General features: G+C 45.0%; 10 protein-coding genes, 1 tRNA gene and 1 rRNA gene (1 of these 12 cut by a window edge). 2 read left to right on the top strand and 10 right to left on the bottom strand.

Annotated elements, in window-relative coordinates; all coding sequences use genetic code 11:
• The 7 genes from GOM47_RS00715 to GOM47_RS00685 all read right to left on the bottom strand — a co-directional run.
• Positions 1-1,531 (bottom strand): 16S ribosomal RNA (locus tag GOM47_RS00715) (it extends 18 nt beyond the left edge of the window).
• A gap of 232 nt (positions 1,532-1,763) precedes the next feature.
• Positions 1,764-1,835, bottom strand: a tRNA-Glu gene (locus GOM47_RS00710).
• Positions 1,836-2,024: 189 nt separating this feature from the next.
• On the bottom strand, positions 2,025-3,497 hold the full coding sequence (gene gltX, locus GOM47_RS00705) for a glutamate--tRNA ligase (protein ID WP_235080760.1): 1,473 nt from the start codon (positions 3,495-3,497) through the stop codon (positions 2,025-2,027).
• Positions 3,498-3,631: 134 nt separating this feature from the next.
• Entirely contained in the window at positions 3,632-4,981 is a 1,350-nt protein-coding gene (locus GOM47_RS00700) for a glucose-6-phosphate isomerase (protein WP_235080759.1), read from the bottom strand.
• Between the two features lie 168 nt (positions 4,982-5,149).
• Positions 5,150-5,839 carry a gamma-glutamyl-gamma-aminobutyrate hydrolase family protein gene (locus tag GOM47_RS00695; protein WP_235080758.1) on the bottom strand — a complete coding sequence of 230 codons (690 nt, stop codon included), beginning with the start codon at positions 5,837-5,839 and terminating at the stop codon, positions 5,150-5,152.
• Positions 5,840-5,977: 138 nt separating this feature from the next.
• Positions 5,978-7,744 carry an ABC transporter ATP-binding protein gene (locus tag GOM47_RS00690; protein ID WP_235080757.1) on the bottom strand — a complete coding sequence of 589 codons (1,767 nt, stop codon included), beginning with the start codon at positions 7,742-7,744 and terminating at the stop codon, positions 5,978-5,980.
• Position 7,745: 1 nt separating this feature from the next.
• The gene (locus GOM47_RS00685; RefSeq protein WP_235080756.1) at positions 7,746-9,452 is read right to left on the bottom strand and encodes an ABC transporter ATP-binding protein; all 1,707 of its coding nucleotides are present in this window, start codon (positions 9,450-9,452) and stop codon (positions 7,746-7,748) included.
• A 206-nt stretch (positions 9,453-9,658) separates the two neighbouring features.
• Between GOM47_RS00685 and GOM47_RS00680 the strand changes: the two genes are divergently transcribed.
• A complete protein-coding gene (locus tag GOM47_RS00680) occupies positions 9,659-10,675 on the top strand; it encodes an NAD(P)H-dependent glycerol-3-phosphate dehydrogenase (protein WP_084921497.1) in 1,017 nt (338 codons plus the stop codon).
• Between the two features lie 21 nt (positions 10,676-10,696).
• Positions 10,697-11,596 carry a UTP--glucose-1-phosphate uridylyltransferase GalU gene (gene galU, locus GOM47_RS00675; protein WP_000811028.1) on the top strand — a complete coding sequence of 300 codons (900 nt, stop codon included), beginning with the start codon at positions 10,697-10,699 and terminating at the stop codon, positions 11,594-11,596.
• A gap of 121 nt (positions 11,597-11,717) precedes the next feature.
• Here the strand turns inward: galU and GOM47_RS00670 are convergent, their stop codons facing one another.
• From GOM47_RS00670 to GOM47_RS00660, 3 genes are read right to left on the bottom strand one after another with little or no spacing between them, the layout of a single operon-like run.
• The gene (locus GOM47_RS00670) at positions 11,718-12,398 is read right to left on the bottom strand and encodes a rhomboid family intramembrane serine protease (protein ID WP_049505379.1); all 681 of its coding nucleotides are present in this window, start codon (positions 12,396-12,398) and stop codon (positions 11,718-11,720) included.
• Complete coding sequence (locus GOM47_RS00665) at positions 12,382-12,921, bottom strand: 5-formyltetrahydrofolate cyclo-ligase (RefSeq protein ID WP_084942587.1); 540 nt, start codon at positions 12,919-12,921, stop codon at positions 12,382-12,384. The genes GOM47_RS00670 and GOM47_RS00665 overlap by 17 nt, the downstream gene beginning before the upstream one ends.
• A gap of 11 nt (positions 12,922-12,932) precedes the next feature.
• Positions 12,933-14,063 carry an N-acetyldiaminopimelate deacetylase gene (locus GOM47_RS00660; protein ID WP_235080755.1) on the bottom strand — a complete coding sequence of 377 codons (1,131 nt, stop codon included), beginning with the start codon at positions 14,061-14,063 and terminating at the stop codon, positions 12,933-12,935.
• Positions 14,064-14,111 lie beyond the last annotated feature (48 nt).

Genomic DNA, 14,111 nt, shown 5'->3' with positions numbered 1-14,111 from the left:
GCACCTTCCGATACGGCTACCTTGTTACGACTTCACCCCAATCATCTATCCCACCTTAGGCGGCTGGCTCCTAAAAGGTTACCTCACCGACTTCGGGTGTTACAAACTCTCGTGGTGTGACGGGCGGTGTGTACAAGGCCCGGGAACGTATTCACCGCGGCGTGCTGATCCGCGATTACTAGCGATTCCGACTTCATGTAGGCGAGTTGCAGCCTACAATCCGAACTGAGACTGGCTTTAAGAGATTAGCTTGCCGTCACCGGCTTGCGACTCGTTGTACCAGCCATTGTAGCACGTGTGTAGCCCAGGTCATAAGGGGCATGATGATTTGACGTCATCCCCACCTTCCTCCGGTTTATTACCGGCAGTCTCGCTAGAGTGCCCAACTGAATGATGGCAACTAACAATAGGGGTTGCGCTCGTTGCGGGACTTAACCCAACATCTCACGACACGAGCTGACGACAACCATGCACCACCTGTCACCTCTGTCCCGAAGGAAAACTCTATCTCTAGAGCGATCAGAGGGATGTCAAGACCTGGTAAGGTTCTTCGCGTTGCTTCGAATTAAACCACATGCTCCACCGCTTGTGCGGGCCCCCGTCAATTCCTTTGAGTTTCAACCTTGCGGTCGTACTCCCCAGGCGGAGTGCTTAATGCGTTAGCTGCGGCACTAAACCCCGGAAAGGGTCTAACACCTAGCACTCATCGTTTACGGCGTGGACTACCAGGGTATCTAATCCTGTTTGCTCCCCACGCTTTCGAGCCTCAGCGTCAGTTACAAGCCAGAGAGCCGCTTTCGCCACCGGTGTTCCTCCATATATCTACGCATTTCACCGCTACACATGGAATTCCACTCTCCCCTCTTGCACTCAAGTTAAACAGTTTCCAAAGCGTACTATGGTTAAGCCACAGCCTTTAACTTCAGACTTATCTAACCGCCTGCGCTCGCTTTACGCCCAATAAATCCGGACAACGCTCGGGACCTACGTATTACCGCGGCTGCTGGCACGTAGTTAGCCGTCCCTTTCTGGTAAGATACCGTCACAGTGTGAACTTTCCACTCTCACACTCGTTCTTCTCTTACAACAGAGCTTTACGATCCGAAAACCTTCTTCACTCACGCGGCGTTGCTCGGTCAGACTTCCGTCCATTGCCGAAGATTCCCTACTGCTGCCTCCCGTAGGAGTCTGGGCCGTGTCTCAGTCCCAGTGTGGCCGATCACCCTCTCAGGTCGGCTATGTATCGTCGCCTTGGTGAGCCGTTACCCCACCAACTAGCTAATACAACGCAGGTCCATCTGGTAGTGATGCATTTGCACCTTTCAATTAATTATCATGCGATAATTAATTTTATGCGGTATTAGCTATCGTTTCCAATAGTTATCCCCCGCTACCAGGCAGGTTACCTACGCGTTACTCACCCGTTCGCAACTCATCCAAGAAGAGCAAGCTCCTCTCTTCAGCGTTCTACTTGCATGTATTAGGCACGCCGCCAGCGTTCGTCCTGAGCCAGGATCAAACTCTCATTAAAAGTTTGAGTTCTCACTCATTTCTGTCACTGACAGATTTATTGTTTTTTCATTGTTCAGTACTATAACCTTAGTTATAGTGCCCTGCACATTGGTTCGTCTTGTTCAGTTTTCAAAGGTCTTTGTCACTCAATCTCTCTCAAGCGACAACTATATTAGTATATCACAGCTGTTGACCTATGTCAACACTTTTTTGAAACTTTTTTTACTTTTTTCATCCCTGTGATACACACATAGTCCGTACGGGATTCGAACCCGTGTTACCGCCGTGAAAAGGCGGTGTCTTAACCCCTTGACCAACGGACCTTGAGCTTTTCAACTCTTCCTATTATACCTACTTTTTCCCCTTTGTCAAGGACTTTTTTAATCTCCCATACAAATTTTTCTATGATAATAGAAAAGAGCCAGTTTAACTGACTCTTTCTACTATTTTTCAGCCCTGTTTGTCGTGTACTCGGTAGAAAAGACGGGGAAATCGCTTCCTCTTCTAAATTCTTAGACTTTAAACCCTTTCGGTATTTTTTTAAGCATGTTTTCAATATGCTGGATTGATTTGTTACGTCCGAGCAAGAAGATGGTTTCTGGCAATTCTGGTCCGTGCATCTCACCTGATACAGCAATACGAATCGGCATGAAGAGATTTTTCCCTTTGATACCTGTTTCTTTTTGGACTGCTTTGATTTGTGGGAAGATGTTTTCTGTCACAAATTCATCGTCTGTCATTGCTTCTAGTTTCGCTTTGAAGGCTTCTAGAACAACCGGAACGGTTTCTCCTGCCATAACCTCGCGCTCAGCGTCTGTCAACTCTGGGAAGTCTGAGAAGAAAAGGTCTGTCAATGGAACGATTTCATCCACTGACTTCATTTGTGGTTTGTAGAGTTCTACCAATTTTTCGGCCTTGTCAGTCAAGCGTCCTGCTTCTTCTAGGAATGGTTTTGCCATTTCAAAGATGGTTGCTAAGTCAGCTCTCTTGATGTAATCATTGCTCATCCAGTCCAGTTTCTTCTGGTCGAAGGCTGCTGGTGACTTGCTGAGACGGTTTTCGTCAAAGAGTTTAATCAATTCCTCACGTGAGAAAATTTCATCTTCACCACCTGGGTTCCAACCAAGAAGTGCGATAAAGTTAAAGACGGCTTCTGGCAAATAACCCTTCTTACGGTAATCTTCGATAAACTGAAGAGTGTTGGTATCGCGCTTAGACAATTTTTTACCCGTTTCAGAGTTGATAATCAAGGTCATGTGACCGAACTCTGGAGCTTCCCAACCAAGCGCTTCATAAACCATGAGCTGTTTTGGGGTGTTGGCAATGTGGTCATCTCCACGGATAACATGAGAGATTTGCATATCATGGTCATCGATGACAACGGCAAAGTTGTAAGTTGGATAACCGTCTTTCTTTTGGATAACCCAGTCACCACCGATATTGCCACCTTCAAACTCGATATCACCTTTGACCATATCGTGCCATTTGTAGATACCAGACTCATTGACAGCCAAACGGACAGTTGGGATGATACCAGCTGCTTCACGTTCTGCAATGTAAGCCGCCTTTTCTTCTTCGCTCATGCCAAGATATTCATTGATGTAGCGTGGTGTTTCGCCAGCTGCTTCTTGGCGTTCGCGCTCAGCTGCCAACTCTTCTTCTGTAACGTAAGATTTGTAGGCTTTTCCTTCAGCTAGCAATTGGTCGATGTATTTTTGATAGAGTTCCAAACGCTCTGATTGGCGGTAGTTTTCATGAGTTTCTGGACTTTCATCCCAATCCATTCCTAACCAACGAAGATTTTCAAGCTGTGAACGTTCACCATCCTCGACATGGCGTTTACGGTCAGTATCTTCGATACGAATAATAAAAGTTCCACCATGATGGCGTGCGTAAAGGTAGTTGAATAATGCTGTACGGGCATTTCCGATGTGTAGTAGTCCTGTTGGACTTGGTGCGTAGCGTACGCGGATATCTTTTGACATAGTTTCTCCTATAAAGTCTCTAGGCGTCTGCCTTTTTGCTTTCTATATTATATCACAAGTCTCGCCTGAGTCCAATGTCTACGAATAAAGAGAGTAAAAAGAGTGGACAAGCCACTCTTTTCTTCTATTACAGACTATAGACGTGCGTTAAGCTCTTTGCTCAATTCTTCAAATCCTGGTTTCCCAAGAAAGGCAAACATGTTGCGTTTGTATGCTTCAACACCTGGTTGGTCAAATGGGTTGATGGCATTCAAGTAACCTGAAAGAGCAATTGCCAATTCGAAGAAGTAAATAGTATAACCAAGAGTGAAGGCATCTTGCTCTGGAAGGGTTACGTACATGTTTGGTACATCACCGTCTGTGTGGGCAAGAAGAACACCGTCAGTTGCTTTTTTGTTTACAAAGTCAACGTCTTTTCCTTGAAGGTAACCAAGCCCATCAAGGTCTTCTTCCAAAGTAGGAATGATCACGTTCTTACGTGGTTTGTCAACACGGACAACTGTTTCAAACATGATACGAGTTCCTTCTTGGATAAATTGACCAAGTGAGTGCAAGTCAGTTGAGAAGTTAGCTGAAGTTGGGTAAATCCCTTTTTGGTCTTTCCCTTCTGATTCACCAGCCAATTGTTTCCACCATTCTGAGAAGTATTGAAGTGATGGCTCGTAGTTTACCAAGATTTCGGTTGCATAGCCTTTGCGGTAAAGGATGTTACGAACGGCTGCGTATTGGTAAGCTTCATTTTCAGCAATCTTGTCTGAAGTATAATCTTTACGAGCTGCGTTGGCACCTTCCATAAGGGCCTTGATGTCAGCACCTGATGCAGCGATTGGAAGCAAACCAACTGCTGTCAATACTGAGAAACGTCCACCGATGTCGTCTGGAACCACAAATGTTTCCCAACCGTTAGCATCTGCTTCAACTTTAACGGCACCTTTTTGGCGGTCAGTTGTTGCATAGATACGTTTGTTAGCTTCTTCTTGACCGTATTTCTTAACCAAGAGTTCTTTGAAGACACGGAAAGCAATCGCTGGTTCAGTTGTTGTACCTGATTTAGAAATCACGTTTACTGAGAAGTCTTTGTCTGCAACATACTCTACCAAGTCAGCAAGGTAAGTAGAAGAGATTGAGTTCCCTGCGTAAAGGATTTGTGGTGCTTTGCGTTCTTCTTTTGTTTGCAAGTTAGCAAAGTGGTGGTTCAAGAAGTCGATGGCTGCTTTGGCACCAAGGTAAGATCCACCGATACCTATTACAACCAAGACATCGCTATCTGACTTGATTTGCTCAGCAGCTTTCAAGATGCGGTCGAATTCTTCGCGGTCGTAATTTTCAGGAAGGTCCAACCAACCCAAAAAGTCGCTACCCGCACCAGTTCCTTTACGAATCAATTCGTCTGCAGCTGTTACTTGTGCTTGCATGTATTCCACTTCATGTGGGGCAACAAATTTGTCTAAAACTTTTGAATAATCAAATTTAATATGTGACATGATATTCCTCCAATATTTCTTCTTTTCTATCATAACGCTTACCTTCGATTTTTTCAAGCTTTTTTATTGAATTTGCCCAATTTTTATCAGAATTCAAACGTTTGCGTAAAAATGCTAAAATACAAAAAATCTGAAAGGACGAATAAAAACGGCTAGAGTCTCTAACCGTTACAATTCATTTAATAAATACTCAAATAGTTCTAAATTGCCGTCTTCTTCATTGACCAGAAACTCTGGATGCCACTGCAAACCGATGATACGGTGCTCGTCGATAGACTCAATCGCTTCAATAGTCTGGTCTCGAGGATCCACCGCTGTCACACGGAAATTAGGCGCTAGGTCTTTGATACTTTGTCGATGGACTGAGTTGACTTGGCTTTCTTTGCCGAACAACTTAGCCACCACGCTTCCTTCTACCGTCTCAATAGAATGAGAGGTTCCAAAAGGCAAACCTTGCCAGTGACCTTCAATTTCTTGGTGAAGAGTGCCACCAAAAGCAACATTGACCAGCTGAACCCCACGGCAGATTGCCAAAATGGGCTTATTCTGATGGAGTGCTTCTCTCAAGAGTGCCAATTCAAATTCATCACGAGCAAGGTTGTAATCATCGCTTTCAATGGTTTTTTTCTCTCCATAAAATTGGGGATGGACATTTTGCCCACCTGTCAAGATGAGTTTGTCAATCATTTCCACATAATCACGCACAATGGACTCATCTCCTACAGGAATCACTAAAGGGAGACCACCGACTTGACGAATGCTCTCTGCAAATTTACAGGATACAGATGAGTGAATGTTTTTCCCTTCTGCATCTACAGGACATAGGTTTGCAGCAACTCCTACAACCGTTCTAGCCATGATGTGTCTCCTTTCGATTTTCTTGCGACAGTCTTATCTTATCATTCAAGCTCTCTGCTGTCTAATATGTTTTTTTAAAGACCGTGATAAGTATTTTTTATGGATAAGAAAAAGTTGCCCAAGAGGACAACTTCTTTCTTATTCGAAGACAAATTGATTGTGATACAGTTCTGAGTAGAAACCTCCGAGTTTGAGCAACTCGTGATGATTTCCACGTTCAATGACCTCTCCATCTTTGAGGACAATAATCTGATCGGCATTGAGGATGGTCTTGAGACGATGGGCAATGACAAAACTGGTTCGACCTGCTACTACTGCCTCCATGGCATGCTGAATCTTGCTTTCTGTTACGGTATCGACATTGGAAGTCGCTTCGTCTAAGATTAGGACTTGAGGATCTGTCATCAAGGTCCGAGCGATGGAAATCAATTGTTTCTGACCAGTTGAGAAGATATTTTGCTCATCATCAATAAGGGTATCATACTTATCAGGCAAGCTTTCGATATAGTCATGAATATGAGTTGCCTTGGCAGCTGCTTCGACCATTTCCTGACTGGCATCTGGCACACCAAAGCGGATATTGTCACGAATCGTTCCACTAAATAAGACCGAATCCTGCAAGACAATACCGACCTTGCTCCGCAGACTGTCCAAGTCGTAGTCACGAATGTCTTTTCCATCAAAGGAAATGCTACCTGCATCCACATCGTAGAAACGATTGATGAGGTTCATGATGGTCGTTTTCCCTGAACCAGTTGGACCGACAACTGCAATCATCTGCCCCTTAGGAGCTGAAATGCTGACATCTTTTAAAATCGGTTTGTCTGGCACATAGGAGAAATCAATGTGACTGATTTCAACACCTTCTCGCAATTCCTTAAAGGCAGACGCATTTTGCGGGCGAATCTCTTCTTCTGCATCAAACATTTCTTGGATACGATCCGCCCCAGTAAAGGCCAACTGGAGGCTCCCCCAACTCGCAGCCACCTGGATAATCGGCTGGTAGTACTGCTGAGAAAATTGGGTAAACATGACAATCAAACCTAGGGCTGTCGTTGTTTCGATACTTGGATCGTTCAGCAAGACAGCCGAACCTGCAAAAATGACGATGGCCGTATTGACCAAGCTCATCCCATTCATAACAGGAAAGAGGATGCCTGAGAACATTCTCCCTTTAAAGGTTGCCTTGCGCACGCGCTCATTTTGCTCCACAAATCCTGCTACGATGTCGTCTTGAATCCCTTGTACGATAACAGCTTTCTGACCTGAAATACTTTCGTCCATGTAGGCGTTGAGTTTCCCAACCTCTTTTTGCTGGAGATTAGTGTACTTGCGGGCCATTTTCACGATAAAAACCAGCATGAGAAAGGCCACTGGGGTGCTGGCTACTGTTATTAGGGCTAGCGTCACATTTCTTGAAAACATGACAAAAATCAAACCGATGTAAAGAGCAATATTGCTCATGACCTGAACTAGGCTTTCATTGAAGGCTTGAAGGATGTTATCCAAGTCACTCGTGAAGCGAGAAAGGATATCGCCATCCAGATGGCGGTCAAAGAAAGCAACCGTCAAACGGGAAAGTTTGCCAAAGAGGCCTTTACGCATCTCATTTGTCGACTCAGCAATCACACGGGTCATCAAGGTCATGTAAATCAAACTGGATACCACTAAGGCAAGGACAACTAGAGCTAGATTCAGCATCAAAGCTGACAAACTTTGCCAAGCTTGTTCTGAAGTCCCATTTTGATAAGCCAGAACTAGGTTAGCGAGCTCCGTCACTGCTTGACCTGAAAAAACTGGAAAGAGGGCTTGAGCAATCGTCGCAACTGCAACCATCAGAATCACAATGACAAAGGAGAACTTGTAAACTTTAAAATAATTCCAGAAAAATCGAACGGTTTTCATTTTATTCCTCCTTTCCCTTTTGTGTTTCGTAGATTTCGCGGTAGACGGCATTGTTAGCTACCAAGTCTGCATGCCGTCCTTCTCCAATCAAGCGTCCTTGATCCAAGACCAAAATCTTGTCCGCATGGACGACTGAACTGATCTTTTGAGCGATGATAATGGTTGTCGTCCCTTTCAGGTCTTTATTCAAAGCTTCCTGTACGAGTCTCTCTGACTTGGCATCCAAGGCCGAAGTCGAATCGTCAAAAATCAGGATACGGGGATTGCTGACGATCCCACGGGCAATGGACATCCGTTGCTTTTGTCCACCAGAAAAGTTGGTGCCACGTTCTTCAACCTGACTCTCAAATTTGTTTTCCATGCGCCCGATAAATTCACTGGCTTGGGCAATCCGTGCTGCACGTTCCATTTCTGACACGCTAGCATTGCCTTTTCCTTGACGAAGATTATCTGCAATGGTCCCGCTAAAGAGAATAGCACGTTGCAAGACGATGGAAACTGTTTTACGTAAGGTTCCCTCGCTGACGTCTCGAATATCCTTGCCACCAATCTTGATAGATCCCTCCTGTGGATCAAAAAGTCGTGGAATCAACTGAGCTAGAGTGGACTTCCCTGCCCCAGTAGCCCCAACCACACCGACCATCTGACCAGGCGCAATTTCAAAGGTTACATTCTTCAGCATAGGCTCATCGTCATTAGGATAGGTGAAGGTCACATTTTCAAAAGAGAGACTTCCTTCTAACTCTTCATCTGGGAGATCTTTAAAGGTCATCGCTGGCTTGGTATCTAGAATCTCGCGGATACGACGCAAGGAAATCATAGCACGGCTGACAGAATTTCCCAAAAAACCAACCATGATGATAGTAAAGATAATCTGGCTGAGATAGTTGACAAAGGAAGCAATCGAACCCACTACAGACGGATCTGACTGCGCCATGCCTGCCACCAACCAGATTGAGAGAAAGACTGCCCCATAGCCGACTAGCATCATGAAGGGTTCCACTACCGAGAAGGCGTAGCCAATATAGAGATTTTGACCGAGAAGCTCGTCTGAGACTTCGGTAAACTTGGCAAACTGCTCTTTTTCCTGCACAAAGGATTTAACTACACGCACACCACGTAGATTTTCCTTGGCGATAGCATTAATCCGTTCAAGAAGGGTTTGAAACTTAGCAAATCGTGGTCCCATCATCCCCATCATGATGGCAGTTAGTGCAAAGATTAGGAGCACCATGAGGACAATGACCCACCAAAGTGATGGAAGAGTGTGAACCGCCAAGATAAAGGAACCGATAAAGAGAAGAGGGAGACGGAAAAGGATTTGAAAAGCCATCATCACCACATTCTGAATTTGGTTGATATCATTGGTCATGCGGACGACAAGATTACCCGCATTAAACTGCTCGATATTAGCATAAGAAAAGGTCTGAATCTTGCGAAAAGCGTCTTCCCGAAGGTCCGAAGACACTCCTTGAGCAATATAGGCTGCAAGCGTTACATTGACCCCACCTGCAACCAGACCGACTAGGGCTACTCCTATCAGCCAAGCGCCAATACTATAAATAGCCTCATTTTGACCAGCCAACAAAGCCTCTAACACCTCTTGCAAATAGCGTGGTTGCAAGAGCGAGCTCGCAACCATCAAGCCTGTCATCATTAGGGATGCCAAGGCCTGCCATTTATAGGCTTTTATCTTTTTAATCAGCATATTTCCTCCTAATAAAATAGATAAAGGGAGCGACATCCTGCGTCAGCTCCTTCTCATTCGGTCATATTGATGCTATTCTAGCAAAAAAGAGAAATCTTGTCAAAGAAGTCTCCTTATTATAAATTAGTGCGCTTTCATATACAGGTGATGCATGAAAAGGCTTTTTATGGTAAAATGAAAGGAAGAACTCTTACAAGGAGGAAAAGATGAAGAAACAAACCATCGCTGTCTTGGGTCCTGGTTCTTGGGGAACTGCCCTTTCGCAGGTCCTAAACGACAATGGACACGAGGTTCGAATTTGGGGAAATATTTCTGACCAAATTGATGAAATCAATAACCAACATACAAACAAACGCTACTTCAAAGATATCCTACTCGACGAAAAAATCAAAGCCTATCATGATTTAGAAGAAACACTAAAGGATGTGGATGCTGTTTTATTTGTGGTCCCAACAAAAGTAACAAGACTGGTTGCCCAACAAGTAGCAAAGGTGCTCGATCACAAGGTTGTCATCATGCATGCCTCCAAAGGCTTGGAACCAGATAGCCACAAACGCCTCTCAACCATTCTTGAAGAGGAAATTCCAGCTGACCTCCGTAGTGAAGTCGTTGTTGTTTCAGGACCTAGCCATGCTGAGGAAACGATTGTACGGGATATTACCTTGATCACTGCAGCCTCTAAAGATCTTGAAACTGCTCAGTACGTCCAAAATCTCTTTAGCAATCACTACTTCCGTCTCTATACTAATACGGATGTTATCGGAGTTGAAACCGCTGGTGCTCTCAAAAACATCATTGCAGTTGGTGCTGGGGCACTACATGGTCTAGGGTTTGGCGACAATGCCAAGGCGGCTATCATTGCCCGTGGCTTAGCTGAAATCACCCGTCTAGGGGTCGCTCTTGGAGCTAATCCTCTGACTTATAGCGGCCTTTCTGGAGTTGGAGATTTGATTGTAACGGGGACATCTGTCCACTCTCGTAACTGGAGGGCCGGTGATGCTCTCGGTCGTGGAGAATCCCTCGCAGACATCGAAGCAAACATGGGTATGGTCATCGAAGGCATTTCAACAACTCGAGCAGCTTACGAGCTGGCTCAGGAATTGGATGTCTACATGCCAATCACACAGGCTATTTACCGAGTTATCTACGAAGGTGTCAATATCAAAGAAGCAATCACTGACATCATGAGCAATGAATTTAAAGCAGAAAACGAATGGTCATAGACCTTTATAGAAAGGAACATCATGAAACAAAAAGTCAGAAAAGCAGTCATCCCAGCCGCTGGATTGGGAACTCGCTTCCTCCCAGCAACTAAGGCCTTGGCCAAGGAAATGTTGCCAATCGTAGACAAGCCCACTATCCAGTTTATCGTTGAAGAAGCTCTCAAATCTGGTATCGAAGATATCTTGGTTGTTACAGGTAAGTCAAAACGTTCTATCGAGGACCACTTCGATTCAAACTTCGAATTGGAATACAACCTCAAAGAAAAAGGGAAAACAGATCTTCTGAAGCTAGTTGATGAAACAACTGGCATGCGCCTGCATTTTATCCGTCAAACACATCCACGTGGTCTCGGAGATGCTGTCTTGCAAGCCAAAGCTTTCGTTGGAAATGAACCTTTTGTCGTTATGCTTGGTGATGACTTGATGGATATCACCAACGAAAAGGCTGTTCCACTTACCAAACAACTCATGGATGACTACGAGCGTACACACGCGTCCACTATCGCTGTTATGCCAGTCCCTCATGACGAAGTATCTGCTTATGGGGTTATTGCTCCGCAAGGAGAAGGGAAAGACGGTCTTTACAGCGTTGAAACCTTCGTTGAAAAACCTGCGCCAGAGGATGCTCCTAGCGACCTTGCTATCATCGGACGCTACCTCCTCACACCTGAAATTTTCCAAATCCTTGAAAACCAAGCTCCAGGTGCAGGAAATGAAATTCAGCTGACAGATGCAATCGATACCCTCAATAAAACACAACGTGTATTTGCTCGTGAGTTCAAAGGGGCTCGTTACGATGTCGGAGACAAGTTTGGCTTTATGAAAACTTCCATCGACTACGCTCTCAAACACCCACAAGTCAAAGACGACTTGAAAGACTACCTCATCCAACTCGGAAAAGAGTTAGCTGAGGGGGAATAGAAGAAAAACAAAGCTCTTAAATAAGGGCTTTGTTTTTTTGTTGAAGCTTGCAATAAAAAAGCCATCTTTGCAGATGACTTATTAGCAATCGAATCGGTGCTCGCTTTTAACTATTCCATCCCTACACATAGCTCATTCCCTTATAGCAAAGGAAAACAGCTAGTGCAATAAAAAGTACCGTTGCTCCGATTCGCTGGCTAGTACTGTACATCCTTCTCTCCCATTTGACTGGGAAGATGACTGCTAGAAAGGCACCGCCTACTGCCCCACCAATATGCCCAGCTAGGCTGATTCCTGGAATTAGAACACTTCCAATGATATTTATCACGAAAAGCGTCAGGTAGGATTGCCCCAACTGCTGAATATAGGGGTTGCGAGTTGCGTAACGCAAGACGATAATCGCAGCAAATAGCCCGTATAGGGAAGTGGATGCCCCAGCAGCGACAACTTTCGGTGTGAAAGCAAACACAAAGAGATTACCCATCATTCCAGATAAGAGATAGAGAAAGAAGAACTGCTTAGAACCGAAAATCTCCTCCACCTGTCGTCCAAGAAAGTAGAGCGAAATCATATTGACAATGAAATGCTCCCATCCAATATGCACAAATATAGCCGAAAAAAGGCGCCATATCTGCTCAGGGAACAGGCGAATGATCGGTCCATACATGGCTCCAAACTGAAGCAGGGTATCTGCTCGTTCAAAATTTAAACCTGTAAGAACCAACATCAAGAGAAATACCAATGCTGTTACTAGGAGGAAGAAGCTAGTCACAGGATAACGTTTATCAAAGATTTCCTTCATCTATTAGCACCTCCTGGACGGGAATATCATGGTTTTCCGAGTTAAACTCCTGAACTTGACAAGGATAGATTGTACTCATGGTATGCCCAGCAAAATGTTCTAGATAGCGGTCGTAGTATCCTCCACCATATCCAATCCGATAGCCCTCTGTTGTAAAAGCCAAGCCCGGAACATGAATTAAATCAATCTGAGACGGTTCCACCACTTCCAAGTCTCCTTGCGGTTCCAGTAAACCAAAGGAAGTTTTTGCCAACTGCTGCGGATGATAGACCACAAACTCCATGCGCCCCTTGGGATAGGTTTTGGGTATCAAAACCTTCTTGCCGTCCTTCAGCGCCTGCTCAATCAGTTCCTGCGTTTGAAATTCATGAGGGAAGGAGAGATAGGTTGCGATGGTCTTGGCTTCTTGGTAAAAAGGGTGTTGTAAGAAACCCTCAGTTAAAACTCGATCCATAGCCTGTTTTTGCTCCTGAGATAAAGTCTTCATTTCTTGCAAAATTTTCTTGCGTAGTTCAGCTTTCATAGTCAATTCCTCTACTCTGCTGCCTTCTTTTTCAAGAAACTAGAGACCGCATCTACCCCAATGGCTAAGGCTTCTTCCTTAGGACTCATCTGAGGGTGATGAAGGGCGTAGGGACTATCGATACCTAGCCAGAACATAACTCCATCTACCTTCGAAAGGAGATAACCAAAGTCCTCACCAGTCATAGCAGGCTCGATATCAATCAACTCGATTCCGTCTTTCTCTTCAAAAAAGTCCATCAGTTCACGCGCCAAGGCTGGATTGTTCTCAACAGGTAGGTAGCCTCCTTGCTTGAGTTCTACTTCGACTTCCATATCAAAGGCTGCTGCAACCCCTTCTGCGACTGTCTTGACTCTTTTTTGTACCAAGAGGCTCATGTCCTGAGTCAAGGCGCGAATGGTTCCGTGTAAAAATGCTGTGTCTGTAATGACATTGTTGGTTGTTCCAGCTTGAAAAACGCCAAAGGTCACCACCGCTCCATCGATGGGATTAACATTGCGGCTGACAACTGACTGTACTTGGGTTACAAAGTAACTAGCAGCCACCAAGGCGTCATTGGCTTCATGCGGAAAAGCTGCGTGTCCTCCTTTTCCTTTGAAACGAACCTTCACCTCACAAGTCCCTGCAAAGAGTGTATGAGTGTTGGTCGCAATCTGTCCGACCTTCAGATCCGGACGAACATGGAGACCATAAAATTGGTCTGGCAACCAATTTCCAAAAGCACCATCCTCATACATGAGCATCCCACCAGCTTCATTTTCTTCAGCAGGCTGAAATAGGAAGAGCAAATTATTCTTGGGTTGTTCCTCCAGGGCGCGCTCGAGACAGCCTAAGGCAATGGTCATATGAAAATCATGGCCACAAGCATGCATGCGACCTTGGTGTTGAGAAGCGAAAGGCAGTCCTGTTTGTTCGACGATCGGCAGGCCATCAATATCTGTCCGCCAGCCAATGGTTCGCTCTGGCTGACTTCCCTGCAAATAGACCAAAATCCCTGTCTGCCAAGTACGAACTTGGACAAAATTCTTACCCGCAGTCAATTTCTCAATCACTTCCAGCAAATATGCCTGAGTTTTGAACTCCTCCAAGCCAATTTCAGGAATCTGGTGCAAATCCCGTCTAGTCTGAATCAAATCTAACATTTATCTATCCTCCTATATAGCAGAAAGAGGCTGGAAAAGGGTTCCGCC

The organism is Streptococcus oralis, from assembly GCF_021497945.1.
Lineage (GTDB): Bacteria > Bacillota > Bacilli > Lactobacillales > Streptococcaceae > Streptococcus > Streptococcus oralis_BR.
This window is presented reverse-complemented; position numbering and strand designations above follow the sequence as displayed.

Coding starts and splice junctions, on each gene's coding strand:
- gltX (WP_235080760.1), bottom strand. CDS start 3,497: ATGTCAAAAGATATCCGCGTACGCTACGCACCAAGTCCAACAGGACTA.
- GOM47_RS00700 (WP_235080759.1), bottom strand. CDS start 4,981: ATGTCACATATTAAATTTGATTATTCAAAAGTTTTAGACAAATTTGTT.
- GOM47_RS00695 (WP_235080758.1), bottom strand. CDS start 5,839: ATGGCTAGAACGGTTGTAGGAGTTGCTGCAAACCTATGTCCTGTAGAT.
- GOM47_RS00690 (WP_235080757.1), bottom strand. CDS start 7,744: ATGAAAACCGTTCGATTTTTCTGGAATTATTTTAAAGTTTACAAGTTC.
- GOM47_RS00685 (WP_235080756.1), bottom strand. CDS start 9,452: ATGCTGATTAAAAAGATAAAAGCCTATAAATGGCAGGCCTTGGCATCC.
- GOM47_RS00680 (WP_084921497.1), top strand. CDS start 9,659: ATGAAGAAACAAACCATCGCTGTCTTGGGTCCTGGTTCTTGGGGAACT.
- galU (WP_000811028.1), top strand. CDS start 10,697: ATGAAACAAAAAGTCAGAAAAGCAGTCATCCCAGCCGCTGGATTGGGA.
- GOM47_RS00670 (WP_049505379.1), bottom strand. CDS start 12,398: ATGAAGGAAATCTTTGATAAACGTTATCCTGTGACTAGCTTCTTCCTC.
- GOM47_RS00665 (WP_084942587.1), bottom strand. CDS start 12,921: ATGAAAGCTGAACTACGCAAGAAAATTTTGCAAGAAATGAAGACTTTA.
- GOM47_RS00660 (WP_235080755.1), bottom strand. CDS start 14,063: ATGTTAGATTTGATTCAGACTAGACGGGATTTGCACCAGATTCCTGAA.